Origin of the sequence: Micromonospora sp. CCTCC AA 2012012, assembly GCF_040499845.1 — a bacterium.
In the GTDB taxonomy this organism is placed as follows: domain Bacteria; phylum Actinomycetota; class Actinomycetes; order Mycobacteriales; family Micromonosporaceae; genus Micromonospora; species Micromonospora mangrovi.
This window is the reverse complement of sequence record NZ_CP159342.1, coordinates 519,812-543,172: the sequence shown is the minus strand read 5'-3', so window position 1 is coordinate 543,172 and position 23,361 is coordinate 519,812. Positions and strand designations below refer to the sequence as shown.

23 protein-coding genes and 1 pseudogene are annotated in these 23,361 nt (G+C 74.6%); 11 read left to right on the top strand and 13 right to left on the bottom strand.

Features of this window, described 5'->3' with window-relative positions:
• Positions 1-108: 108 nt before the first annotated feature.
• Complete coding sequence (locus tag ABUL08_RS02590) at positions 109-954, top strand: GNAT family N-acetyltransferase (protein ID WP_350934126.1); 846 nt, start codon at positions 109-111, stop codon at positions 952-954.
• A gap of 49 nt (positions 955-1,003) precedes the next feature.
• Here ABUL08_RS02590 and ABUL08_RS02585 read toward each other — a convergent pair whose 3' ends face one another.
• Together ABUL08_RS02585 and lgt are read right to left on the bottom strand one after the other, a co-directional pair.
• Positions 1,004-2,191, bottom strand: a complete 1,188-nt coding sequence (locus ABUL08_RS02585; protein WP_350934124.1) for an FAD-dependent oxidoreductase — start codon at positions 2,189-2,191, stop codon at positions 1,004-1,006.
• Between the two features lie 12 nt (positions 2,192-2,203).
• Positions 2,204-3,514, bottom strand: a complete 1,311-nt coding sequence (gene lgt / locus ABUL08_RS02580) for a prolipoprotein diacylglyceryl transferase (protein WP_350934122.1) — start codon at positions 3,512-3,514, stop codon at positions 2,204-2,206.
• A 102-nt stretch (positions 3,515-3,616) separates the two neighbouring features.
• Between lgt and ABUL08_RS02575 the strand changes: the two genes are divergently transcribed.
• Positions 3,617-4,495, top strand: a complete 879-nt coding sequence (locus ABUL08_RS02575; protein ID WP_350934119.1) for an NUDIX hydrolase — start codon at positions 3,617-3,619, stop codon at positions 4,493-4,495.
• Positions 4,496-5,405: 910 nt separating this feature from the next.
• Here the strand turns inward: ABUL08_RS02575 and trpA are convergent.
• From trpA to trpC, 3 genes are read right to left on the bottom strand one after another with little or no spacing between them, the layout of a single operon-like run.
• Positions 5,406-6,209 (bottom strand): tryptophan synthase subunit alpha, encoded by an 804-nt coding sequence (gene trpA, locus ABUL08_RS02570; RefSeq protein WP_350934117.1) that lies wholly within the window; start codon positions 6,207-6,209, stop codon positions 5,406-5,408.
• 4 nt (positions 6,210-6,213) lie between these two features.
• Entirely contained in the window at positions 6,214-7,446 is a 1,233-nt protein-coding gene (trpB, locus tag ABUL08_RS02565; protein WP_350934116.1) for a tryptophan synthase subunit beta, read from the bottom strand.
• A 34-nt stretch (positions 7,447-7,480) separates the two neighbouring features.
• Positions 7,481-8,284: an indole-3-glycerol phosphate synthase TrpC gene (gene trpC, locus ABUL08_RS02560; RefSeq protein ID WP_350934114.1), complete on the bottom strand. Its 804-nt coding sequence runs from the start codon at positions 8,282-8,284 to the stop codon at positions 7,481-7,483.
• Positions 8,285-8,774: 490 nt separating this feature from the next.
• Here trpC and ABUL08_RS02555 point away from each other — a divergent pair, with 490 nt between their 5' ends.
• Positions 8,775-9,050: a hypothetical protein gene (locus tag ABUL08_RS02555; protein ID WP_350938455.1), complete on the top strand. Its 276-nt coding sequence runs from the start codon at positions 8,775-8,777 to the stop codon at positions 9,048-9,050.
• On the opposite strand, the gene ABUL08_RS02550 is transcribed toward ABUL08_RS02555, so the two are convergent.
• The 6 genes and pseudogenes from ABUL08_RS02550 to ABUL08_RS02525 all read right to left on the bottom strand — a co-directional run bounded on the left by ABUL08_RS02550 (position 9,043) and on the right by ABUL08_RS02525 (position 14,086).
• Positions 9,043-9,651, bottom strand: a complete 609-nt coding sequence (locus ABUL08_RS02550) for a Trp biosynthesis-associated membrane protein (protein ID WP_377522856.1) — start codon at positions 9,649-9,651, stop codon at positions 9,043-9,045. The two genes, ABUL08_RS02555 and ABUL08_RS02550, sit on opposite strands and share 8 nt — an antisense overlap.
• A 44-nt stretch (positions 9,652-9,695) precedes the next feature.
• Positions 9,696-11,249, bottom strand: a complete 1,554-nt coding sequence (locus tag ABUL08_RS02545; RefSeq protein ID WP_350934111.1) for an anthranilate synthase component I — start codon at positions 11,247-11,249, stop codon at positions 9,696-9,698.
• Positions 11,246-11,680, bottom strand: coding sequence for a phosphoribosyl-AMP cyclohydrolase (gene hisI, locus ABUL08_RS02540; protein ID WP_350938451.1), 435 nt, complete (start codon positions 11,678-11,680; stop codon positions 11,246-11,248). The genes ABUL08_RS02545 and hisI overlap by 4 nt, the downstream gene beginning before the upstream one ends.
• A 180-nt stretch (positions 11,681-11,860) precedes the next feature.
• Positions 11,861-12,535, bottom strand: a pseudogene (locus tag ABUL08_RS02535) (phosphoribosyl-AMP cyclohydrolase); the annotation flags it as partial.
• 160 nt (positions 12,536-12,695) lie between these two features.
• Complete coding sequence (locus ABUL08_RS02530; RefSeq protein ID WP_350934109.1) at positions 12,696-13,700, bottom strand: aldo/keto reductase; 1,005 nt, start codon at positions 13,698-13,700, stop codon at positions 12,696-12,698.
• Entirely contained in the window at positions 13,697-14,086 is a 390-nt protein-coding gene (locus tag ABUL08_RS02525; protein ID WP_350934107.1) for a MerR family transcriptional regulator, read from the bottom strand. Before ABUL08_RS02525 ends, ABUL08_RS02530 begins: the two co-directional genes overlap by 4 nt.
• 108 nt (positions 14,087-14,194) lie before the next feature.
• Between ABUL08_RS02525 and ABUL08_RS02520 the strand changes: the two genes are divergently transcribed.
• The 6 genes from ABUL08_RS02520 to ABUL08_RS02495 all read left to right on the top strand — a co-directional run bounded on the left by ABUL08_RS02520 (position 14,195) and on the right by ABUL08_RS02495 (position 17,804).
• The gene (locus tag ABUL08_RS02520) at positions 14,195-14,941 is read left to right on the top strand and encodes an ABC transporter ATP-binding protein (RefSeq protein ID WP_350934105.1); all 747 of its coding nucleotides are present in this window, start codon (positions 14,195-14,197) and stop codon (positions 14,939-14,941) included.
• The gene (locus tag ABUL08_RS02515; protein WP_350934104.1) at positions 14,938-15,693 is read left to right on the top strand and encodes an ABC transporter permease; all 756 of its coding nucleotides are present in this window, start codon (positions 14,938-14,940) and stop codon (positions 15,691-15,693) included. Before ABUL08_RS02520 ends, ABUL08_RS02515 begins: the two co-directional genes overlap by 4 nt.
• Positions 15,690-16,289 carry a TetR/AcrR family transcriptional regulator gene (locus ABUL08_RS02510; protein ID WP_350934102.1) on the top strand — a complete coding sequence of 200 codons (600 nt, stop codon included), beginning with the start codon at positions 15,690-15,692 and terminating at the stop codon, positions 16,287-16,289. The genes ABUL08_RS02515 and ABUL08_RS02510 overlap by 4 nt, the downstream gene beginning before the upstream one ends.
• Positions 16,290-16,403: 114 nt before the next feature.
• Positions 16,404-16,763 (top strand): ArsR/SmtB family transcription factor, encoded by a 360-nt coding sequence (locus tag ABUL08_RS02505; protein WP_350934100.1) that lies wholly within the window; start codon positions 16,404-16,406, stop codon positions 16,761-16,763.
• Positions 16,760-17,242: an SRPBCC family protein gene (locus ABUL08_RS02500; protein ID WP_350934098.1), complete on the top strand. Its 483-nt coding sequence runs from the start codon at positions 16,760-16,762 to the stop codon at positions 17,240-17,242. The genes ABUL08_RS02505 and ABUL08_RS02500 overlap by 4 nt, the downstream gene beginning before the upstream one ends.
• A complete protein-coding gene (locus ABUL08_RS02495; protein WP_350934096.1) occupies positions 17,229-17,804 on the top strand; it encodes a TIGR03086 family metal-binding protein in 576 nt (191 codons plus the stop codon). The genes ABUL08_RS02500 and ABUL08_RS02495 overlap by 14 nt, the downstream gene beginning before the upstream one ends.
• On the opposite strand, the gene ABUL08_RS02490 is transcribed toward ABUL08_RS02495, so the two are convergent.
• Both ABUL08_RS02490 and ABUL08_RS02485 read right to left on the bottom strand, forming a co-directional pair.
• The gene (locus tag ABUL08_RS02490; protein ID WP_350934095.1) at positions 17,801-19,585 is read right to left on the bottom strand and encodes an ABC transporter ATP-binding protein; all 1,785 of its coding nucleotides are present in this window, start codon (positions 19,583-19,585) and stop codon (positions 17,801-17,803) included. The two genes, ABUL08_RS02495 and ABUL08_RS02490, sit on opposite strands and share 4 nt — an antisense overlap.
• A complete protein-coding gene (locus tag ABUL08_RS02485; RefSeq protein WP_350934093.1) occupies positions 19,582-21,456 on the bottom strand; it encodes an ABC transporter ATP-binding protein in 1,875 nt (624 codons plus the stop codon). Before ABUL08_RS02485 ends, ABUL08_RS02490 begins: the two co-directional genes overlap by 4 nt.
• 152 nt (positions 21,457-21,608) lie before the next feature.
• Between ABUL08_RS02485 and ABUL08_RS02480 the strand changes: the two genes are divergently transcribed.
• A complete protein-coding gene (locus tag ABUL08_RS02480) occupies positions 21,609-22,238 on the top strand; it encodes a TIGR03085 family metal-binding protein (RefSeq protein ID WP_350934091.1) in 630 nt (209 codons plus the stop codon).
• A gap of 125 nt (positions 22,239-22,363) precedes the next feature.
• Positions 22,364-23,302, top strand: a complete 939-nt coding sequence (locus tag ABUL08_RS02475; RefSeq protein ID WP_350934090.1) for a terpene synthase family protein — start codon at positions 22,364-22,366, stop codon at positions 23,300-23,302.
• Positions 23,303-23,361: the final 59 nt, after the last annotated feature.

Below are 23,361 nucleotides of genomic sequence, written 5' to 3'. Positions count from 1 at the left end.
GGACGACGTCGGCCCTCGTGGGTTTATTGAGTCTACGTTAGGGCGCACCACGCAAGGCCAGTTCGGATTGATCACACTTCCAACATCTGGGACGTGTAGTCTCGCGCGGTGGATGTCGTACGTGCTGAGCTGGTCGACCGGTTGGAGCGTTTCTACGACGCGGTGCCCCGCGACGGTGCCCGGACCGAGGAGTACGGCGGCCTGGTGCTCTTCGTCCGCGACGGCGTCGGATGGCCGTTCTACGCCCGGCCGCGGCTGGGCGCCACCACGCCGCCGTCGCTGGCCGACGTGACCGCCGTCCGGACCCGGCAGCGGGAGCTGGGACTCCCCGAGGCGTTCGAATGGGTGCACGAGGTCACCCCCGACCTGCTCGCGGTCGCCCGGTCCGCCGGGCTGAGCGTGCTGGAGGCGCCGCTGATGGTGCTCGACCCGGCCGCCCTGCCCGACCCGGCCACGCTCAGCGACGTACCGGTGCGGGTGCTCGACCCGGCCTCCCCCGGCTTCGCCGCGGACGTGGCGATCCGCCGGGCCGTCGCGGCGGTCGGCTTCTCCCACGGCGGCACCGCCCGGGGCGACGCCGGACCCACCGAGCGCGACGCCACCGTGGCCCGGCTCGACGTGGCCGCGCTGGCCGAGGAGAGCGCCCGGATCGCCGACGGCCGGCGCGTCTCGGTCCTCGCCGAGACCCCCGAGGAGGGGGCGCTGGCCAGCGGGATGGCGATGCGCGTCGACGACGTCGCGGAGATCGCCGGCGTGGCCACCCTGCCGTCGGCCCGCCGCCGGGGGCTCGGCGCGGCGGTCACCGCCACCCTCGCCCACGAGCTGCGCGCCGACGGCACCGACCTGGTCTTCCTCTCCGCCGGCAGCGAGGAGATCGCCCGGGTCTACCTGCGGGTCGGGTTCCGCCGCGTCGGCACCGCCTGCATCGCCGAGCCGGCCGCCGTCATCGGCTGACCGCCCGACCGACGGTCGTCACCGGTCGCCACGGATCACCACCGGCCGCTCAGGTCGGCGGCTGCCACTGGGCGGCGGCGGAGGCGGCCGTGTTGCGCAGCCGGGGGCTGATCGTGCCCAGGGCCGCGTCGCGGGCGCGCAGCGCCAGCCGTCCCCGGGTCTGCAGCACCGCCGACATCCGGCGGGTCTGCCGGACCATGGTCGCCGCGCGGGGCCGGCGCAGCCGGTCGTACGACGCCACGGCGTCGGGCAGCCGGGACTCGCGCAGCAGCGAGGCGAGGGTCGCCGCGTCCTCGAAGGCGAGGCAGGCGCCCTGCCCGAGGTGTGGCGGCATGGCGTGCGCGGCGTCGCCGAGCAGCACCACTCCGCCCGGCCCGGCCGGGAAGCCGTACGCCCGGGGCAGCGGGCGCAGCTCGCGGATCTCCTGCTGCACCAGGTCGGCCGGGTCGGTGGCGTCGAGCAGCTCGGCGATCGGCGCGGGCCAGCCGGCGAACCAGCGCCGCAGCAGGGCGAGCTGGGTCTCCGGCGGCTCGGGGCGGGGCGCGCCGGCGGCGGTGGCCACCCAGTAGATGCCGCCCCGGCTGGAGCCGCCGGCGGCGCCGCGCTCGCCCAGCGAGGCGGCCACGAACCGGTAGCCGGCCCCCAGCGTCTCGCCGCCCACCGGCTGGTCGGCGGGGAGCTTCGGTGCCTGGTACCAGGGAATGACCGCCCGCCAGGCGGCACACCCGGAGCTGACCACGGCCGCCTCGGGGGCGAGCTGGCGACGGATCTCGCTGTCGGTGCCGTCGGCGGCGACCACCAGGTCCGCCTCGATGGTGCGCGCCCCGTCGCTCACGGCGGGCCGTTCCCCGGCGTTCGCCCGGACGCTCCGGACGGCTGCTCCCGTACGCAGCTCCACCCGGTCGCCGAGGCCGGCGATCAGCGCGTCGTGCAGGTCCTCCCGGTGCACCACCACCGGCATCCGCTCGGCGGGCGTGGGGCGCGGCTGCACCAGCCACTGCCCGTCGGGGCGACGGATCCCGCCGTCGGGCAGCGGGGTGGCGATGGCGTCCAGCCCGGCGCCGAGGCCGAGGGCGCGCAGCGCGCGTACCCCGTTGGGCCAGAGCACGACGGCGGTCGGCTCCGGGCGGACCCGGTCGGCCCGCTCCAGGAGGGTGACCTGCCAGCCCGAGCGGGCCAGCGCACCCGCCACCGCCAGGCCGCCGAGACCGGCGCCGACCACCACCGCGGTACGCATGACTACCCCCGCTCAGCTGTCCCGGTCGGCGGGGCGGGTGCCCGTGGCACCGGCCCGGTCGGCGGAGCCCGGCGCGTCCGCGTGCTCGACCGGCTCCTCCTCGACCTCGGCGGGCCCGACGGCCCCGCTACGACCCGCGCCGGCTCCGGTGTCCCTGGACCCGGTGTCCCTGCGCTCGGTGACCGGCGGTTCGGTGGCCGTGGGCTCGGTCTCCCGGCGCTCGGTGGCCGTGGGTTCGGTCTCCCGGCGCTCGGTGGCCGGTGGCTCGGTGGCCGTGGGTTCGGTGTCGGCGGGGGTGGGTTCGGCGGGGACCTCGCCGGTCTCCTGGTAGGTGCGGAACTGCTCCTCGCTGACCACCCGGTAACCCTCGGGGGCGACCGTGGCCGGGCCGGCCTCCCGGGTCGAGAGGTCGACCTGGGAGACGTCGCCGCCCGCGGGCGGGACGGGAGTGGCCGGAACGCCGATCGGCACCAGGTAGCCGCGGGGCCCACGGACCCGGAGGAAGTAGATCAGCGCGCCGAGGAAGACCAGCCCGGCGGTCCAGACGTTGAGCCGCAGGCCGAGGATCCGGTTGGCCTCGTCGGTACGCATCAGCTCGATCCAGAACCGGCCGGCCGTGTAGCCCATCACGTAGAGCGCGAAGGCCCGACCCCGGCCGAGCCGCAGCTTGCGGTCGAGGACGAAGACCAGCACGGCGACGCCCACGTTCCAGAGCGCCTCGTAGAGGAAGGTCGGGTGATAGAGCCCCGGTTGCAGGACCGGGTTGCCGGACTCGTCGCGCAGCGCGTGCCCGGGGTGGTCCGGGTCCATGACGTGCACCTCGAGCCCCCACGGGAGGGTGGTGCGGCCGCCGTAGAGCTCGTTGTTGAACCAGTTGCCGAACCGCCCCACGGCCTGGGCCAGCGGCAGGCCCGGGGCCAGCGCGTCGGCCACCACGGTCAACGGGATGCCGAGTTGCCGGGCGGCGATCCAGGCGCCGATCGCGCCACCGGCGACCGCGCCCCAGATGCCGAGGCCGCCCTCCCAGATGGCGAACGCCTTGAGCGGCTGCCCGCCGTCGCCGAAGTACTTCTCCGGCGAGGTGATCACGTGGTAGATCCGGGCGCCGATGATCCCGGTGGGTACCGCCCAGACCGCGATGTCGAGCACCGCGCCGGGGGCGACCCCCCGCTGACGCAGCCGACGTTCGGTGACCACACAGGCCACCACGATGCCGGCGATGATGCAGAGCGCGTACGCCCGGAGCGGCACCGGACCGAGCTGCCATACGGCGGTGCTGGGGCTGGGCAGGGCCGCCAGTGGGGTCATCGGGGCGAGGGTCACGGGTGCACACGCTACCGGGGCGGACCACCCCCGCGGCACCCCGGTCCGGGCGGCTCGCGGGTCGGATGACTTCTGGTTTGCACCGCCGTACGCTCTTTGTCCATGAGCGGGCTCACCTGGGCGGTCGCCGCGGTCGTCACCGACGACACCGGCCGGGTGCTGCTCTGCCGCCGGGAACTGGGCGGGCGGTGGGCGCTGCCCGGCGGCCGGCTGCACCGCGCCGAGTGCCCGTCCGTGGCCGTGGTCCGCGAGATCCGGGCGGAGACCGGCTGGGACGTCGAGTTGATCGACCTCGTGGGCCTCTACCGGCTCACCCGCGCCGGGAGCGGCCCGGCGGGTCGCCCGCACCCGGTGCCGGACGTGCTGGTGCACGTCTTCCGGGCCCGCGCCCACCATGGCCGGCCGACGGCCGAACCGGCGGGCGGCTGCCGCCTCCGCTGGCACCCGCCGACCGAGTCGCCGGACCCCGTCACCCCGATCACCGCAGCCGCTCTCGCCGACGCGCGGGCCGGCCGCTCAGGCGTCCTCCGCCACACCCCGGATCCGGTACCCGCCCACTCAAGCCCGTTGCCCGACCCCGCGCTCCCGCCCCCACCCCCGCCCCCGCCCTCGGCGCTGCCATCAGCACCAGCACCAGCACCAGCCTGCTCGAACCTGCTCCGTCAGGCACCGCCGGAGCCCGGTCCGACGCCTCGACGGGGCCGCCCCACCTTCATCGCCGACGCTGCCGAGCGGGCGCCCGCCCACCAGGACCCGGCGGGCACGGAGTCAGCCGGCACGAACTCGGCCGGCACCGACTCGGCCCACACGGACTCGGCGGGCACGAAGTCAGCCGGCACGAACTCAGCCCGCACGGACTCGGCGGGCACGAAGTCAGCCGGCACGAACTCGGCCGGGCCGAAGTCGGCCGGGCCGACGGAGTCGACCCCGCCCACCCAGCGGACTGACCGGGGTGGTGCCCAGACCGGTCACAGCCGTTGAACCGGACGCCCCTCCACACCAGGCTTCCCGGTCGCCAGACGCGCTCCCGGGCGGAGCTGGCGAGGGTGCGCGGCGTGGACATCGGCGGGCACCCCTCCGCGCCACTGCCCGCACCACGAGCGCCTTGCCCCCGAGCCACTCCACACCGACTACAACTCTGATGACGTAAACGAATCACCCGCCGCTCACCACCGCCCCTCGCCACCGCTGCTCGGCACCCCCGCTCACTACCGCCCCTCGGCACCGCTGATCGCCACCGCCCCTCGGCACCGCTGCTCACCACCGGCGGTCGCCCCTGGCAGCTCGGCGACCGCCCCCGGATCGCCCTGTTTCCGGGAAAGAGGGGCTACCGCGGACAGGGAAGCCACTCTTTCCGGGAAACAGGGCGGATCTTGGGCGAACCGCGGCCAGCGGTGATTCGAATACGTCATCAAACTCGTAGCGTCCGCGCCGAAGACCGGACACCAGGTGAACGGACGTCGATCACCGGCGGGAAGCCAGCGCCACCCTCATGGCCAGCGCCACCCACGGCCTGCCAGCGGAGCCGGACGGCTCGATAGCGCCGAGCGGCCCGGCGAATACCGGTCGGCACGGCAACACCGAGCGGTACGGCAACATTGAGCGGCACGGCAACACCGAGCGGCACGGCAAGACCGTGCGGCCAGCGGGACCGAGCAACACCCTGCTGCTCGATGCCGGCAACCGTCCGACGCAGCGGCAGGCAGGCGCGACCTCGGCGCAGCCGCAGGCGAGCGGGCAAACCGCGCCGCAGTCGCCGCAGCCCGGCCACCCGAACGCAGCCACGAAGCGTGGACCGACGGGGAACAGCTACCCGGTGCGGACCGACGGCGGCCAGAGCCACACGGGCGCAGGCGACCGACGGTCGTTGACGGCGGGCGGGGGCGGGCGGTCAGCGGACGGGGTTGCGGACGCCCTCGGCGAGTTCGGCGCTGAGGGCGCGCAGGGCGGCCAGGCCGGCGGCCTCGTCGTCGGCGTCGAGCAGGCAGCGGATCAGGGCACTGCCGACGATGACGCCGTCGGCGTACCCGGCCACGGTGCCGGCCTGCGCGCCGGTGCCCACGCCGAGACCCACGCCGATCGGCAGGTCGGTGACCTCGCGCAGCCGGGAGACCAGCACCGGGGCGGCGTCGGAGGTCTGCGACCGGGCACCGGTGACGCCCATGATCGCGGTGGCGTAGACGAAGCCCCGGCAGTGCTCCACGGTCATCCTCAGCCGGGCGTCGGTGGAGGACGGGGAGACCAGGAACGTCCGGTCCAGGCCGTGGGCGTCCGAGGCGGCCAGCCAGGCGTCCGCCTCCTCCGGGATCAGGTCCGGAGTGATCAGCCCGGTGCCGCCGGCGGCGGCCAGGTCACGGGCGAAGGCGTCGACGCCGTACTGCTCGATCGGGTTCCAGTAGGTCATGGTGACCACCGGGGCGCCGGTGGCCGCGACGGCCTCGATGATGCGCAGCGTGTCCGCGGTACGCACCCCGCCGGCGAGGGCGATGTCGCTGGCCTTCTGGATGACCGGCCCGTCCATCACCGGGTCGGAGTACGGGATCTCCACCTCGATGACGTCCACCCCGGCCTCGACCATCGCGGTCATCGCGGCGATGCTGCCCTCGACGGTGGGGAACCCGGCCGGCATGCAGCCGACCAGCACGGCCCGCCCGTCGGCACGGGCCTTGTCGAAGGCGACCCCGATCCGACTCACGCTGTCACTCCTTGTCGAGGATGCCGAAGTACTCGCCGGCGGTGTGCACGTCCTTGTCGCCCCGGCCGGAGAGGTTGACCACGATGACCGGCTCCCGGCCCAGCTCGGCGGCGAGCGTCGGGGCGATCTTCAACGCGCCGGCGAGCGCGTGCGAGCTCTCGATCGCGGGGATGATCCCCTCGGTACGGCAGAGCAGCTCGAACGCGGCCATCGCCTCGCGGTCGGTGACCGGCGTGTAGGTGGCCCGTCCGCTGTCGTGCAGCCACGCGTGCTCCGGGCCGACGCCCGGGTAGTCCAGGCCGGCCGAGATCGAGTGCGACTCGATCGTCTGACCGTCCTCGTTCTGCAGCACGTACGTCCGGGTGCCGTGCAGCACGCCGGAGCTGCCGCCGGTGATGCTGGCCGCGTGCCGACCGGTCTCGACGCCCTCGCCGCCGGCCTCGAAGCCGTACAGCCGGACGTCGGCGTCATCCACGAAGGCGTGGAAGATGCCCAGCGCGTTGGAGCCGCCGCCGACGCAGGCCGCGACCGCGTCCGGCAGCGCGCCGGTCAGGTCCAGGCACTGCTGGCGGGCCTCCTCGCCGATGCCGCGCACGAAGTCCCGGACCATCTCCGGGAACGGGTGCGGGCCGGCGGCGGTGCCGATCAGGTAGTGGGTGTCGTCGACGTTGGCGACCCAGTCCCGCATCGCCTCGTTCATCGCGTCCTTGAGGGTGCGCGAGCCGGTGGTCACCGGGACGACGGTGGCGCCGAGCATCCGCATCCGGGCCACGTTGAGCGCCTGCCGCTCGGTGTCCACCTCGCCCATGTAGACCACGCAGTCGAGGTCGAACAGGGCGGCGGCGGTGGCGGTGGCCACGCCGTGCTGCCCGGCGCCGGTCTCCGCGATCACCCGCTTCTTGCCCATCCGCCGGGTGAGCAGGGCCTGGCCCAGCACGTTGCGCACCTTGTGCGCGCCGGTGTGGTTCAGGTCCTCCCGCTTCAGCAGGATGCGCGCGCCCGCCTTCGCGGAGAACCGCTCAGCGGTGTACAGCAGCGACGGGGTGCCCGCGTAGTCCCGCAGCAGGGCACCGAACTCGGCGAGGAAGTCCTCGTCGGTCATCGCCTTGCGGTAGGCGGCGTCCAGCTCGTCGAGCGCCGCGACCAGCGCCTCCGGGACGAAACGCCCGCCGAAGCGGCCGAAGTGACCGGCGGCGTCGGGAACCTGGCCGGCCGGGGCCGACACGTTGGCGCTCATCGCGTTGTCCTCTCGCTGAGGTGTCGGCGCGCGATCAGCGCACCGGACGGGGCGTCGCCGGGTGGTTCCCGGCGTTGACCAGCTCGGCGACCGCCTCGCGGGGGCTCTTCTGGGTGACCAGGCCCTCCCCCACCAGCACGGCGTCGGCGCCGGCCGAGGCGTACCGGATCAGGTCGTGCGGACCGCGCACACCGGACTCGGCGATCTTGACGACGCTGCTGGGCAGGCCGGGCGCGATCCGCTCGAACACCGCGCGGTCGACCTCCAGGGTACGCAGGTCACGGGCGTTGACCCCGATCACCTGCGCGCCGGCCTCCAGGGCCCGGTCCGCCTCCTCCTCGGTGTGCACCTCCACCAGCGCGGTCATGCCGAGCGACTCGATCCGCTCCAGCAGCCCGACCAGGGCGTTCTGCTCCAGCGCGGCGACGATCAGCAGCACCAGGTCGGCGCCGTGGGCGCGGGCCTCGTGCACCTGGTAGCTGGAGACCACGAAGTCCTTGCGCAGCACCGGCACCTTCACCGCGGCGCGGACGGCGGCCAGGTCGTCGAGCGACCCGCCGAACCAGCGGCCCTCGGTGAGCACGCTGATCGCCCGGGCCCCACCGGCGGCGTAGTCGCCGGCCAGGTCGGCCGGGTCGGCGATCTCCGCCAGCCGCCCCTTGGACGGTGACGAGCGCTTCACCTCGGCGATCACGGCCACGCCGGGCCGGCGCAGGGCCGCGTACGCGTCCAGCGGCGGCGGCGCCGCGGCGGCCAGCTCACGGATCCGCTCCAGCGGAACCTGCTCCTGGCGCCGGGCCACGTCCTCGCGGACGCCGGCCAGAATCTCGTCGAGCACGCTTGCGGACGATGCCGATCCGGCTCCGTCCCCCTCCGCGTGCGCATGCTCAGCAGTCACCAACGGACTCCCCTCTCCGGGTGTCATGGGCCGATGCTAGGTGGCGCCACCTGGCGACAAGTGCCGGGGGTATGGCGCTCCTCACGAGATGGGCTGTGGCATGATGGCCGACTTGCGGTGAACGGGGTGTCACGCAGCGCCACCGCGCCCATCGAGCGGCGTCACCCCGACCGGTCGGGCACCGCCCCGCTCCGTATCGACCATCGCCCATGCTTCATCTCATCACGGCCGGGCGTCGCACGCAGAACTGTGATCTCCGTCGATGCTGTGACGAAGCTCAAGGACGAACGGCCCTGCCCAGGTCGTACCGGCCGCAGGAGAGTTGACCTGCGCTTCACGACGGCGAAACGTGAGCCCGGCAGCATCTTCCTCGGGCAGACTCGATGAGGCGCCTGCCGACCCTTCGCCCACGATCCCGTGCGGGGTGACCATGAGCACCATCAGCCCGAACCAGAGCATCGGACTCACCACCATCTCCCGGACCGTCGCCTCGCTCGCGGTCGGCATGGTGCACACCCTCGAACGCGCCGTCGTCGGCGAGGGCCGGACGCGTACCGCCCGCGGCAACGCCTGGGAGGCGGTCTGCGCCGACCGGGCCCGCGCCGAGCAGCGCGCCGAGCTGGAGCGTCTGGTCGCCGAGCTGGCCGCCGCCCGGGCCGCCGCCCGGGACCGCCGCGAGGCCCGCACCGGCCAGCCGGTCAGCTGACCGTCGGGTCCTCACCCCGGTCCAGCGCGTCCCACGCGTCGCGGGTGCCCCGGCCGACCGCCGGACCGGCCGTGGCGGGCTGTTCCGCCGTCGCGGCCGGGCGCTCGTAGCGGGCACCCATCGCCGGCCAGCCGCCGCCGCGTAGCGCGGTGAGCAGGCCACCGGCCGCCGCGACCAGCCCACCCAGCAGGCAGAGCGCCGGCCACTGCCGGCTCACCTGGCCGCCGAAGTCGGCGGTGAGGCCGTAGCCGCCGCCGGCCGCGACGGCCAGCCCGAGCAGCGTCAGCAGACCGCCCAGCAGCCGCCGGACGCGCCCCCGGGTGGCCAGCACCGCGCCGCCACCGGCGAGCGCGACCAGCGCCAGCGGGAAGAGCCAGGGCAGCAGGTCGGTGCCGGTGCGGACCTGCCGCGACGGCGGCAGCGCGCCGCGCGGGATCAGCTCCACCGACCAGGTCCGGGTCGCCGCCCAGCAGGCCAGGCCCGCGCCGGCCAGGCAGCACAGCACGGCGTACGTCAGCTCGCGCCGCCCCCGCGCGGACGACGCGCCGGCCGACCCCTCGGTCCGCGACGTCTCCGCTACCGGCGGCTCGACGGGCCGGATCGGGTCGGCGGACGGCGTCGGGTCGGTGGGTGGGGTCGGGTCGCTCACCGGGCCGGCCGGAGGGTCTCGGCGGCGGCGATCGCGGCGAGCACCGCGGCGGCCTTGTTCCGGGTCTCCTGGTCCTCGGCGGCCGGATCGGAATCGGCCACCACGCCCGCCCCGGCCTGCACGTACGCCCGCCCGTCGCGGATCAGCGCGGTCCGGATCGCGATCGCCATGTCCAGGTCGCCGCCGAAGCCGAAGTAGCCGACGGTGCCGCCGTAGAGGCCGCGCCGGACCGGCTCCAGCTCCTCGATGATCTCCATGGCCCGGACCTTCGGCGCGCCGGAGAGGGTGCCGGCCGGGAAGGTGGCGGCGAGCGCGTCGAAGGCGGTGCAGTCCTCCCGCAGCTCGCCCACCACGGTCGAGACGATGTGCATGACGTGGCTGTACCGCTCGATGGTGGCGAACTCCGGCACCTCGACGGTGCCGGGGCGGCAGACCCGGCCCAGGTCGTTGCGGCCCAGGTCGACCAGCATCACGTGCTCGGAGCGCTCCTTGGGATCGCTGAGCAGCTCGGCGGCGAGCCGGGCGTCGGCGGCCGGGGTGCCGCCGCGGGGCCGGGTCCCGGCGATCGGGTGCAGCAGCGCGCGCCGCCGGCCGTCGGCCGCGGTGTTCACCTTCAGGTGCGCCTCCGGGGACGACCCGACGATGTCGAAGCCGTCGAAGCGCAGCAGGTACATGTAGGGGCTGGGGTTGGTGGTGCGCAGCACCCGGTAGACGTCGAGCGGGTCGGCGTGGGTCGGCCGTTCGAACCGCTGGGCCAGGACGATCTGGAAGCACTCGCCGGCCCGGATCGCCTCCTTGGCCGCCTCGACCGCCTTCGGGTAGCCGCCGTCGGGGGTCCGGCTGGTCACCTCGCCGACGGCGGGCCGGCCGACGGTGGAGATCATGGGCGGAATCGGTCGGGACAGCGCGGTGGTCATCGCGTCCAGCCGCCCCACCGCGTGGTGGTACGCCGCCGCGACCAGCGCGTCCCGCCCCGGCGCGTCCGGCGGCGGCAGCACCGCGTTGGCGACGAGGATCGCCGAGCCGTCGTAGTGGTCGAGCACCACCAGGTCGGTGGCGAGCATCATGCCCAGCTCGGGGACGCCGAGGTCGTCGTCGGTCAGCTCGGGCAGCCGCTCGAAGCGGCGGATGAGGTCGTACCCCAGGAAGCCGACCATGCCGCCGGTCAGCGGCGGCATCCCGCTGGCCGGGTCCCAGGCCGGACCGGCCAGCGCGGTGACCGTCTCGCGCAGCACCCGGACCGGGTCACCGGTGGCCGGCACCCCGGCGGGCGGCTCGCCGGTCCAGACGGCGGCGCCGTCCCGCTCGGTGAGCGTGGCGCTGCTGCGGACGCCGATGAAGGAGTAGCGGGACCAGGCCATCCCGGCCGAGCCGACGCCCTGCTCGGCCGACTCCAGCAGGAAGGTGCCCGGTCCGCCGGCGAGCTTGCGGTAGACGCCGACCGGGGTCTCCGCGTCGGCGAGCAGTCGGCGGGTCACCGGGACGACCCGCCAGCGGGCCGCCAGCTCGGTGAAGGCGCCCTGGTCGGGGCTGACCGTGCCGTCGGTCATGACGCCGCCTCGGGCGAGGTGACCGGCAGCTCGGTGAAGAAGCAGGTCCGGTGGCCGGTGTGGCAGGCCGCGCCGACCTGGTCGACGCTGACCAGCAGCGCGTCCCCGTCGCAGTCGACGGCGACCGAGCGGACGTGCTGGTGGTGGCCGGAGGTGGCGCCCTTGACCCAGTACTCCTGGCGGCTGCGCGACCAGTAGGTGGCCCGGCCGGTGGTCAGGGTGCGGTGCAGCGCCTCGTCGTCCATCCAGGCGACCATCAGCACCTCGCCCGAGTCGTGCTGGCGCACCACCGCGGCCACCAGGCCGTCGGGCGTACGGCGCAGCCGGGCGGCGATCGCCGGGTCGAGCCGGGACGGGCGGGCCGGACCGGGGGCCGGTGGCTCGCCGGAGCTGGTGGGGGCGCCGGTCAGCGGCGCGTCGGATGGGGACACAGTCAGCCATTCTCCCGTACGCGGGGTGGGCACCGGCGACGTGTCCCGACCCGCGGGCGCGGTGCGCTCCACGGAGCGGGTGAGCTGGGCCAGGTAGCGGTCGAGCCGGCCGTCGAGCAGCGCCTCCGCCAGGTCGGCGCCGACCGTCTCGGCGAGCTGACCGGCGTACGGGCGGATCAGCGGGACGGTCCCGGTGACCAGGCGGGCGGCGGCGGCCACCACCTGGCCGGTGGAGCCGGGGCGCAGCCCGAGGCAGAGCAGCATGTCGTCGCGGTAGCCGGGCGGGGCGACGGGCAGGTCCAGGGCCGCCGCGAAGGCGGCCCGGCGGGAGACCACCCGGACCGACGGGTTGGCCAGCCGCAGCACCGACGGGCAGAGCCGGGCCAGGTCGGCGGCGGCCAGCCGGACCCCGACCGGGTCGTCGGCCCAGCGCGCCCCGGCGACCTTGCCCAGGGTGGCGATCAGCTCCTCCAGCCGGGGCTCGTCCGCGGGCTGACAGAGCACCGGCAGGTCGATCCGGCGTCGCCACTCGGGGACCGCCCAGATCAGCCGGGCGGGCGCGGTCACCGGCAGCCCGAACGCCCAGTCCGCCGGCTCGCCGAGCCGGTGCACCCAGGAGCGGACGTCGCGGGCGGCCACCGAGACGTGCACCAGCCGGCCCTCGAACTCGGCGAGGAAGGCCCGGCGGACGGCGTACGGCCGGCTGGTCGACCCGGCCGAGGGTGGTGCGGTCGACGGCCGGCCCGCCGCCCCGGGTGCCGGGGCGGCGGGTGGGTCGTCGGCGGCGACGAGCACGTCGAGGTCGACGTCGCTGTGTTCGGTGGCGCCCCGTCGGGCGTGACTGCCGCGCAGCATGATCCCGACGACGGGACGGTCGGCGGCCTGCCGCAGGCGGGCGGCCCAGTCGTCGAGGAAACCGGTCTCGGGCAACGGAGCGGGACCCACCGGGCCATCGTGCCGGATGCCCGATCTCCGGCGCAATGACCGTTGGCGGACCGGGTGTCCGATGGCAAGGCTAGTGCCCGACGGTTCGCATTCCTGCCTCGGTGTACCTTTCCCCGGCCACCGCGCCGGCCGGTACGGCCTCCCGGAGCCGGGCCAGCTGCTCCGGGTCGAGGCGGATGTCGGCCGCCGCCGCGTTCTCCTCCAGGTATCGCACCCGCTTGGTGCCGGGGATCGGCAGGATGTCGTCGCCCTGGGCCAGCAGCCAGGCGAGCGCCGCCTGGGCCGGGGTGCAGCCGATCTCCGCCGCCACCGCCCGGACCGCCTCGACGAGCCGCAGGTTGGCGTCCAGGTTCTCCTCGGCGAAACGCGGCACGTTCTTGCGCCAGTCGTCCTCGGCGAGCTGCTCGCGGCTGGTGATCGCCCCGGTGAGCAGCCCCCGGCCCACCGGCGAGTACGCCACCAGCGACACCCCCAGCTCCCGGCAGGTCGCGAGCATCTCACCCTCGACGTCCCGGCTGAACAGGGAGTACTCCATCTGCACGGCGGCGATCGGGTGCACCGCGTGGGCGGCCCGCAGCGTCGCCGGGCTGACCTCGGAGAGCCCGACCAGGCGTACCTTGCCGGCCGCCACGAGCTCGGCCAGGGCGCCGACGGTCTCCTCGATCGGCGTGGCCGGGTCGCGCCGGTGCAGGTAGTACAGGTCGATGGTCTCCACCCCGAGCCGGCTCAGCGAGGCGTCACAGGCCTCCCGGGCCCAGGCGGCGCTGCTGTCCACGTACGCGCCCGGGGTGCCGGTGCCGCCGAAGCGGTCGCCGGAGCTGCGGTTGCCGAACTTGGTGGCCAGGAAGACCTCGTCCCGGCGGGCCCGGACGACCGGGGCCAGCAGCCGCTCGTTCGCGCCGAAGCCGTACATGTCGGCGGTGTCCAGGTGGTTGACGCCCAGGTCGAGGGCCCGGTGCAGGGTCCGCGTCGACTCGGCGTCGTCACCGGTGCCGTACGCGAAGCTCATCCCCATGCAGCCCAGGCCGATCGCCGAGACCTCCGGGCCGGTCGCGCCCACTCGTCGCCGGATCATGCCTGCTCCTCCTCTGCCCTGCGGTACGCGTCGATCTTGTAGTCGAGCACTTTGAGGTCCTCCTCCAGTTCGGCCATCCGGCCCAGTACCCGGGCCCGGTGCGCCTCGAAGAGCGCCCGCCGGGCGCCCAGCGTGCGATCGCCCTGCCGGGCCAGCTCGGCGTAGCGGCGCATGTCCCGCACCGGCATCCCGGTCCGGCGCAGCCGGGTGAGCAGCATCAGCCAGTTGACGTCGCCCTCGGTGTAGCGCCGTCGGCCGGCCGAGTCCCGCCCGACGGGGGCGACCAGGCCCTCCTGCTCGTACCAGCGCAGCGTGTAGGTGGTCAGGCCGACCCGTTCCGCGGCCTCACCGACGGTGAGGCTCATCTCCCGCGTGCTGATGTCCACGCACCCAGGCTTCCAGTTCGAGGGCACTCGAAGTCAACCGTTGCGCGCGGACGGACAACTCATCTAGCGTTGAGTTCAACAGATGATGAGTTTCTGAGAGGCGGGACGATGGAGGACGCGACAGTGGTCCGCGACCTGGTCGTCGACCGGGGCCGACGGCGGGTGCTGCACGGCATCAGCTGCGCGGTGCCGCGCGGCGCGGTCACCGGGCTGCTCGGCCCGAGCGGCAGCGGCAAGACCACCCTGATGCGCGCGCTGGTCGGCGTGCAGCGGGTCACCTCGGGCACGGTCACCGTGCTCGGCCGACCGGCCGGCGACCCGCAGCTGCGGCACCGCGTCGGCTACCTGACCCAGGCCCCCAGCGTCTACGCCGACCTGACGGTCCGGGAGAACGCCCGCTACTTCGCCGCCCTGCACGGTCGAGGCCGGGCCGAGGCCGACCGGGCGGTCGCCGACGTCGGGCTGGCCGAGGCGGCCGGCCAGCTCGTCGGTACCCTCTCCGGCGGCCAGCGCAGTCGGGCGTCGCTGGCCTGCGCACTGGTCGGCGAGCCGGAACTGGTCGTCCTCGACGAGCCGACCGTCGGCCAGGACCCGGTGCTGCGGGCCGACCTGTGGAGCCGGTTCCACGAGATGGCGGCCGCCGGGACGACCCTGCTGGTGTCCAGCCACGTGATGGACGAGGCGGCCCGCTGCGACCGGCTGCTGCTGATCCGGGACGGGCGGCTCATCGCCGACGACACCCCCGACGGCGTACGCGCCGCCACCGGGGTCACCGACCTGGAGGCGGCGTTCCTGCGGCTGATCCGGGCCAACGAGGCGGCCCAGGGGCACGCCGGGCAGGAGGAGCAGCGATGAACCCCCGCATCCTGGTCGCGACCACCGGGCGCATCCTGCGCCAACTGCGGCACGACAAGCGGACCGTCGCGCTGCTCGTGGTGGTGCCGACCGTGCTGCTCACCCTGGTCTACTTCATGTACGTCGACCAGCCCACCCCGCCCGGGCAGCCCACCGTCTTCGACCGGGTCGCCCTGATCATGCTGGGCTTCTTCCCGTTCATCATCATGTTCCTGGTGACCAGCATCGCCATGCTGCGGGAGCGGACCAGCGGCACCCTGGAACGGCTGCTCACGACCCCGCTGGCCAAGCTCGACCTGCTCTTCGGCTACGGCATCGCGTTCGGGCTGGCCGGGGCAGTGCAGGCGAGCATCGCCACCGTGGTGGCCTACCGACTGTTCGACCTGGACACCGCGGGCAGCGGCTGGCTGGTGGTCATGATCGCGGCGGTCAACGCCGTGCTGGCCGTGGCGCTCGGGCTACTGTGCAGCGCCTTCGCCCGTACCGAGTTCCAGGCCGTCCAGTTCATGCCGGTGGTCGTCCTCCCCCAGCTGCTGCTCTGCGGGCTCTTCGTGCCCCGCGGCGAGATGGCCGGCTGGCTCCAGGCGATCAGCGACGTGCTGCCCCTGTCGTACGCGGTCGAGGCGTTGCAGGAGGTCGGCGCGCACGCGGACCCGACCGGGACGATGTGGCGCGACGTGGCGATCGTGGCCGGGGCGGCCGTGGCGGCGCTGGTCCTCGCCGCGGCGACGCTGCGTCGGCGCAGCGGATGAGGGCCCGACCGACCGGCCGCCGGCCCGGCAACCCGGACACCCGCGAGTCGATCCTGGCGGCGGCGCGGACGGCCTTCGCCGAGCGCGGCTTCGACGCGGCCTCGATCCGCGTCATCGCCACCGCCGCCGGGGTGGACCCGGCCCTGGTGCACCACTACTTCGGCACCAAGGAGGAGCTGTTCCGGGCCACCGTCGACATCCCCGTCGACCCGGCCGAGCTGCTGTCGGGCGTGCTGGCCGGGGGCGCCGACGGGGTGGGTGAACGGCTGGTCCGCACCTTCCTCGGGGTGTGGGACTCCCCGGCCGGCACGGCGGCGGTCGCCGTGCTCCGCTCGGCGGTGAACAACGAGTGGAGCGCCCGGCTGCTGCGCGAGTTCCTGGTCACCCAGGTGCTGCGCCGCGTCCTCGACCGACTCGACCTGGACCCGGCCGAGCTGCCGCTGCGCGGCGCGCTGGTCGGCACCCAGCTCGCCGGCCTGGCCATGATGCGCTACGTGATCCGGCTGGAGCCGGTCGCGTCCGCCGACCCGGAGACCCTGGTCGGAGCGATCGGCCCGACCGTGCAGCGCTACCTCACCGGCGAGCTGACCGCCTGACCGCGCGGCCCCTGCCCGTTCGACCGCTCCCCTTTTTTCAACCCAGTGGTTGACAGCATCCTCGGACGCGGCCTACGGTCTGACTCAACCGATGAGTTGAAAGGCCAGGTGGTGATGGCCGCCGACACGCTGTCCCGGGTCTTCGCCGCGCTCGCGGACCCGACCCGGCGCGACATGGTGAGCCGGCTCGCGTCCGGCGACGCGACCGTCAACCAGCTCGCGGAGCCCTTCCAGATGTCGCTCCAGGCGGTCTACAAGCACCTCAAGGTGCTCGAGGACGCCGGGGTGGTCAGCCGCCTGCCCGGTCCGCAGCCCCGACCGGTACGGCTGGAGACGGAGGTCTTCGACCTGATGGAGAAGTGGATCGAGCGCTACCGGCGGCAGGCCGAAGAGCGCTACCGCCGCCTCGACGCCGTCCTGACGGCGCTGAACGAGCAACCGACCGACGACGAGCAGAAGGGGAGCGCGGCATGAACCTCATGGCCGAGACCACGATCGAAGCGGACCCGACAGTGCCGGTCATCCGGCTGACCCGAGACTTCGCGGCCACACCCGAGCAACTGTTCCGGGCGCACACCGATCCCCGACTCTTCGCGCAGTGGGTCGGGCCGAACTCGCTGACGACGCGCATCGACCAGTGGGACGCCCGCACCGGCGGCAGCTTCCGGTTCGTCTCCTCCCGCGACGGCGAGGAACACGCGTTCCACGGCTGCTTCCACGAGATCCGGCCGGACCGCATCGTGCAGACGTTCACCTACGAGGGCGACCCCGACGGCGTGGCCCTGGAGACGCTGCGGTTCGAGGACCTCGGCGACGGGCGCACCCGGCTGCACGCCCAGTCCCTCGTGGACAGCTTCGAGGGCCGCGACGCGTGGCTCCGCAGCGGCATGGAGGTCGGGGTCAACGAGGGCTACGCCAAGCTGCAGGAGCTGATCACCCGTGACGCTGCCTGACCGTCCCGCCGAACGGCACCGGCAGATCGCCCGGGGCTTCACCGACCGGGTCCGGGGCACCCGGTCGTGGGAGGTGCCGGCACCGGTAGCCGGGTGGACCGCCCGCGACGTGGTACGCCACCTCGTCGAGTGGTTCCCGCCGTTCCTGCGCGCCGGCTCCGGCGTGGAACTGCCGCCCGGCCCGTCCGTCGACGACGACCCGGTGGACGCGTGGCAGAGACGGTGCGACGCCATGCAGGCGCTGCTCGACGACCCGGCCACCGCCGACCGGCGGCTCACCAACCCGCACATCGGCGAGCTGCCGCTGGACCGCGCGATCGACCAGTTCTACACGACCGACGTGTTCATGCACACCTGGGACCTCGCCCGGGCCACCGGCCAGGACGACCGCCTCGACCCGGACCTCTGCGCCCAGCTGCTGGCCGGCATGGAGCCGATGGAGCAGCTCATCCGCTCCTCCGGGCAGTACGGTCCCCGGGTCCCGGTCCAGGACGACGCGGGCGCGCAGAGCCGGCTGCTGGGCTTCATCGGCCGGGACCCGGAGTGGGGGTCGACGCGCTAGCGGGTCTGCTCCAGCCAGGAGGCGTAGAGCAGGGCGTAGACCGAGTCCGGATCCCGCAGCAGCTCGTCGTGCGGGCCGCGCTGCACGATCCGGCCCCGGTCCACCACGATCACCTCGTCGGCGGCCTGCGCGGTGGAGAGCCGGTGGGCGATGGCCAGGGTGGTCCGCCCCCGGGTCACCGCGTCCAGGGTGCGCTGGAGGCGTACCTCGGTGGCCGGGTCGACGGCGCTGGTCGCCTCGTCGAGCACCAACAGGTCCGGGTCGGCGACGTACGCCCGGGCCAGCGCGACCAGCTGCCGCTCCCCCACGCTCAGCGCCTCGCCACGCTCGCCGACCGGGGTGTCCAGCCCGGACGGCAGGCCCTCCAGCCAGTCGGCCAGACCCAGCTCGGTGAAGGCGGCGGTGAGCTGCGCGTCGGTCAGCTCCGGCCGGGCGAACCGGACGTTCTCCCCGACGGTGGCGTCGAAGAGGAAGCCGTCCTGCGGCACCATCACCACCCGGGACCGCAGCGAGTCGAAGCGCACCTCCCGCAGCGGCACCCCGGAGAGCAGCACGTCGCCCGAGGTCGGGTCCATCAGCCGGGTGAGCAGCTTGGCGAAGGTGGTCTTGCCGCTGCCGGTCTCGCCGACCACCGCCACCCGGCTCTTCGCCGGGATGTCCAGCCGCACGTCGTGCAGCACCGGCGGGCCGCCCGGATAGGCGAAGGTGACGCGATCGAAGCGGATGTCCAGCGGGCCCGGCGGCAGCTCCCGGCCCTGCTCGCCCGGGTCGGCCACGTCGGGGGCGACGTCCAGCACGTCGAGCACCCGGCGCCAGCCGGCGATGGCGTTCTGCGCCTCGTTGAGCACCTCGGTGGCGATCTGCACCGGCTGGATGAAGAGGGTCACCAGGAACAGGAACGCGGTGAGCTGGCCGATGGAGAGCGAGCCGTCCACGCCGAGGAGCACCCCGAGCACCACCACGCCGGCCAGCGCCAGACCCGCCGCCAGCTCCCCCACCGAGCTGCCGACGATGCTGATCCGGATGGCCCGCTGCTGCGCCTGCCGCTGCGCCTCGATCGCCGTGTCCAGCCGCCGGGCGGTCCGCCCGGCGATGCCGTACGCCCGGATCACCGGCGCGCCCACCACGCTCTCCCCGATGGTGCCGAGCAGCGTGCCCATCCGCTGCCGGACCACGCCGTAGGCGGCGGCGAGGCGGCGCTGGAGCAGCCGGATCACCAGCAGCGCCGGGGCGAACGCGCCGAGCACCACCAGGGTCAACTGCCAGGAGTACGCCAGCATGACGGCCGTGGTGACCACCAGCTGGCCGAGGTTGACGATGAGGATCACGCCACCCCACTGGAGGAACTGGGTGATCTGGTCGACGTCGCTGGTGACCCGGGAGACCAGCGAGCCGCGCCGCTCCGACTGCTGGTGCAGCATCGACAGGTCGTGCACGTGCCGGAACGCCCGGGTCCGCACCCCGGCGAGGGCGGTCTCGCTGACCGTGAAGAGCCGCCGCATCATCAGGTAGCCGCAGGTGGTGGTGACCACCAGCACGGCGGCGGTGATCGCGGCGACCGTGCCGACCACCCCCATGTCGGGGCCGCCCGGGGCGGTCAGGCCGTTGTCGATGCCGCGCTGCACGGCCACCGGCACCGCCACCCGACCCACCATGTAGACCAGGGCCAGGCCGAGCGTGCCGGCCAGCCCGGTCTTCAGCTCCGGGGAGAGCGCCAGCCCCCGCCGCAGCGTCCGCCACGTCGACTCGGCGGCCTGCTCCGGCTCAGTGGTGGTGGTCACCGGTCAACCTCGACTTCCAGGCCGGAGGTCAGCGGCGTGACCTCCTCGTACGTGCGGGTCTGTTCGCGTTCCTGCTCGGCCTGCTCGTACGCGGTGACCAGGTCGGCGTAGCCGGGCACGGTGGCGAGCAGCTCGGGGTGGGTGCCGCGGGCGATCACCCGGCCCTGCTCGACATAGATCACCTCGTCGGCGAGGGCGATGGTGGCCCGCCGGTAGGCGACCACCAGGATCGACGCGGCGGCGCCGCCCTGTGCCGGGGCGCGCAGGCCGGCCAGGATGGCCGCCTCGACGCGCGGGTCGACGGCGCTGGTGGCGTCGTCGAGCACCAGCAGCCGGGGCCGGCCGGCGAGCGCCCGGGCCAGGGTGAGCCGCTGCCGCTGCCCGCCGGAGAGCGAGGTGCCCCGCTCACCGACCATGGTGTCCAGCCCGTCGGGCAGCGCGGCGACGAAACCGTCGGCCTCGGCCAGCCGCAGCGCCGCCCAGACCTCGTCGTCGCCGACCCCGGCGCGGTCCAGGGCGATGTTGGCCCGGACGGTGTCGTCGAAGACGAACGGCACCTGGGCGACCAGCGCGATGGTCGAGGCGAGCGAGGCGGCGGTGAGGTCGCGGACGTCGTGCCCGTCCAGGGTGACCGTGCCGGAGTCGGGGTCGACCAGCCGGACGGCGAGCGAGGCGATGGTGGACTTGCCGGCCCCGGTCGGCCCGACCAGGGCGACGGTCTTCCCGGCGGGCACGGTGAAGCCGACCGCGCCGAGCACCTCGGCGCCGGGCAGGTGCGCCTCGGCCGGCTCGTACGCGAAGTGGACGTCGTGGAAGGCGAGGGTGGCCGGCCCCGACTCGGCCGGGTCGAGCGTCACGTCGCCGTACGGCATCTCGCCGGTGGCGTCGAGCACCCGGCGCACCCGGTCCCAGCCGGCGACGCTGCGCGGCAGCTCGGCCAGCACCCAGCCGATGGCCCGGACCGGGAAGGCCAGCACGGTGAAGAGGAAGGCGACGCTGACCAGCTCGGTGACGGTGATCGCGCCCTGCCGCAGCCGGAAGGCGCCGACCACCAGCACGGCCAGGGTGCCGAGGCTGGGCAGGGTCTCCAGCATCGGGTCGAAGACGCCGCGCAGCTTGCCGACGGCGATCAGCGCGTCGCGCAGCTCACCGGCGCGGGACGCGAAGCGGGCGGTCTCCTGCGCCTCCCGGCCCATGGTCTTGACCACCAGCGCGCCGTCGAAGCTCTCGTGGGCGATCCCGCTGACCTCGGCCCGCAACCGCTGGGCCCGGGCCTGGCGGGGCGCCATCCGGCGGGAGTAGACCACGTTGAGGGCGAAGAGGGCGGGGAAGACGGCCAGCCCGACCAGGGCGAGCGCCCAGTCGGTGAGGAAGAGCGAGACGACCGCGCCGACCAGCATGACCAGCGTGCCCACCGCGAACGGCAGCGGCGCGATCGGGTACCAGGCGGCCTCGACGTCGGAGTTGGCGTTGGAGAGCAGGGTGCCGGTGGCGTTGCGGTGGTGCCAGGCCAGCGGCAGGTCCAGGTAGCGGCGGGTGACCCGGCGGCGGTAGGCGGCCTGGAGGCGGAACTGCATGTAGCCCGCGCCGAGCCGGCGGCCGAAGATGCCGACCACCCGCAGCACGCTGATCCCGAAGAGCGCCGCCGCGGCCAGGGCCAGGGCGCCGACCGCCACCGAGCCGCGGGCGACCGCCGGCACCACGACGTCACCGACGACCGCGCCGACGACGTACGCGCTGGCGATCACCATCAGGCCGAAGAGCACGCTGCCGGTCACCGCGACCGTGAAGATCCGCGGCTGTTCCCGGATCGCCTGACCGAGCACGCGCAGCCCTCTGCCGAGGACGTCCCGACTTGTCCCGCTCGCCACGCAGTTCCCCCGCCGTAAGTCACGTTGTATCCCCTCATCCTTACCGGTCGACGCCAGCTCCGCCGACCCGGAGGGGATATGTCCGCCGTCACGTCGTACCGCCGGTCGGCGCGCGGGAGGCGGGCGGGGGTGGGCGCGCCTACCATCGACCCATGCCGCGGTACGCCCGGTCGGAGCGCGAGGCGCTCGCCGACCTGATGCTGGAACTGGGACCGGACGCGCCGACGATCGACGACGGGTGGACCACCCGCGATCTCGCGGCGCACCTGATCGTCCGGGAGCGCCGCCCGGACGCGGCCGGGGGCATCCTGCTGCCGCCGCTGCGCCGCTACGGCGAGGCGGTGCGTCGCCGGACGGCCGCCGGGTCGTATCCGGAGCTGGTGGCGCGGGTGCGTCGGCCACCGGTGTGGAGTCCGCTGAGCAACCCGCTCACCGACGAGCTGGCCAACACGATGGAGTTCTTCATCCACCACGAGGACGTCCGGCGGGCCCGGCCCGGCTGGTTGCCGCGGGACCTGCCGGCGGGGTTGCAGGCGACGCTCTGGAAGCGCACCGCGCTGCTGGCCCGGATGGCGTTGCGCCGCTTCCCGGCGGACCTGCTGGTGCAGGCGCCGGGGTACGGCGAGCTGACCGTGGGCCGGGGCGGCGAGCGGCTGCGCGTGGTGGGCGCGCCGGGCGAGCTGACGCTCTTCCTCTCCGGGCGGCAGCGGGTGGCCCGGGTGCAGCTCGACGGGCCCGGCGCCCTCGCCGAGCGGCTGCGGACGGCTCCGCTGGGCCTGTGAGCGGTGGGCCGGATCGGTCAGCAGGAGAAAGTGAAGTTTCCTCCGCCCAGTGACGTGTGCCGATATCCACTGCCGTAACCTACTGCCCGCCGCCCCACCCGGGGGCGGCGCGACAGGGGGCACCCATGCGGAGCTTCGCGGTCTCGGCCCTGCACGAACCCCCCTTTCCGGCCCGCCGGCACCCCGAGACGGACCGGGTCGCCGGGGAGAGCCTGGCCTGGGCCCGGGCGCTGGGCCTGGTCGCCGGGGCGGAACGGGAGCGCCGGCTGCGCCGCGCCGCCGCCGCCGAACTGGCCGGGCGGACCTGCCCGGACGGCCCGGTGGAGCGGCTCCGGCTGCTGACCGACCTGATCGGCTGGCTCTTCGTGATGGACGACGCCTGCGACGACGACGGTCTCGGTGCCACGCCGGTCCGGCTGGCTCCCACCGTCGCGGCTCTGCTCGCCGTGCTGGACGGGTACGGCGGCCCGGGCACGCCGCCGGCGACCCGGGGGCTCGCCGCCGGACTGGACGACATCTGCCGCCGGGCCCGCGCCTGCGGCTGCCCCGCGCTGCTGCTGCGCCTGGTCAGCCAGTTGCGGGAATACCTGCTGGCGCTGCTGTGGGAGGCGGGTTACCGGGAGCACCACCGGGTCCCGGCGGTCGCCGAGTACGTCCAGCTGCGCCGGCACACCGGCGCCGCCCGGCCCGCGTTCACCCTCACCGACCTGGCGTACGGCCCGGCGGCCCGGCCCGGTCGGCACGCGGAGCCGGCGGTGGCGGCCCTGGACGTGCTCGCCGCCGACCTGGTCTGCTGGTGCAACGACATCTTCTCCTTCGGCAAGGAGCACCGGACCGGGGCGGATCCGCTGAACCTGGTCACCTCGATCGCCCGGGAGTCGGGCGCGGGCGAGGCGGTGGCGCTGCGCACGGCGGCCGCCCGGTTCAACACCGCCCTCGCCGCGTACGTCGAGGGGGACGCGGCGCTCGTCGGCGACCCGGACGCCGCCGGATTCCTGGCCGCCCGGCGCAACTGGATCCGGGGCACCTACGACTGGTCGCTGCGCGCCGCCCGGTACGCCTGAGCAACCGTTCCACCTGGCGGGACGGCCGAGGAGGGGACGGACGGCACTAGCCGCTCCCC

What these genes read in the sequence shown, in the direction of transcription:
- ABUL08_RS02585 (WP_350934124.1), bottom strand. Translation starts at nt 2,191, where the DNA reads ATGCGTACCGCGGTGGTGGTCGGCGCCGGTCTCGGCGGCCTGGCGGTG.
- ABUL08_RS02575 (WP_350934119.1), top strand. Translation starts at nt 3,617, where the DNA reads ATGAGCGGGCTCACCTGGGCGGTCGCCGCGGTCGTCACCGACGACACC.
- trpB (WP_350934116.1), bottom strand. Translation starts at nt 7,446, where the DNA reads ATGAGCGCCAACGTGTCGGCCCCGGCCGGCCAGGTTCCCGACGCCGCC.
- ABUL08_RS02555 (WP_350938455.1), top strand. Translation starts at nt 8,775, where the DNA reads ATGAGCACCATCAGCCCGAACCAGAGCATCGGACTCACCACCATCTCC.
- ABUL08_RS02545 (WP_350934111.1), bottom strand. Translation starts at nt 11,249, where the DNA reads ATGACCGACGGCACGGTCAGCCCCGACCAGGGCGCCTTCACCGAGCTG.
- ABUL08_RS02530 (WP_350934109.1), bottom strand. Translation starts at nt 13,700, where the DNA reads ATGATCCGGCGACGAGTGGGCGCGACCGGCCCGGAGGTCTCGGCGATC.
- ABUL08_RS02520 (WP_350934105.1), top strand. Translation starts at nt 14,195, where the DNA reads ATGGAGGACGCGACAGTGGTCCGCGACCTGGTCGTCGACCGGGGCCGA.
- ABUL08_RS02515 (WP_350934104.1), top strand. Translation starts at nt 14,938, where the DNA reads ATGAACCCCCGCATCCTGGTCGCGACCACCGGGCGCATCCTGCGCCAA.
- ABUL08_RS02510 (WP_350934102.1), top strand. Translation starts at nt 15,690, where the DNA reads ATGAGGGCCCGACCGACCGGCCGCCGGCCCGGCAACCCGGACACCCGC.
- ABUL08_RS02505 (WP_350934100.1), top strand. Translation starts at nt 16,404, where the DNA reads ATGGCCGCCGACACGCTGTCCCGGGTCTTCGCCGCGCTCGCGGACCCG.
- ABUL08_RS02500 (WP_350934098.1), top strand. Translation starts at nt 16,760, where the DNA reads ATGAACCTCATGGCCGAGACCACGATCGAAGCGGACCCGACAGTGCCG.
- ABUL08_RS02480 (WP_350934091.1), top strand. Translation starts at nt 21,609, where the DNA reads ATGCCGCGGTACGCCCGGTCGGAGCGCGAGGCGCTCGCCGACCTGATG.
- ABUL08_RS02475 (WP_350934090.1), top strand. Translation starts at nt 22,364, where the DNA reads ATGCGGAGCTTCGCGGTCTCGGCCCTGCACGAACCCCCCTTTCCGGCC.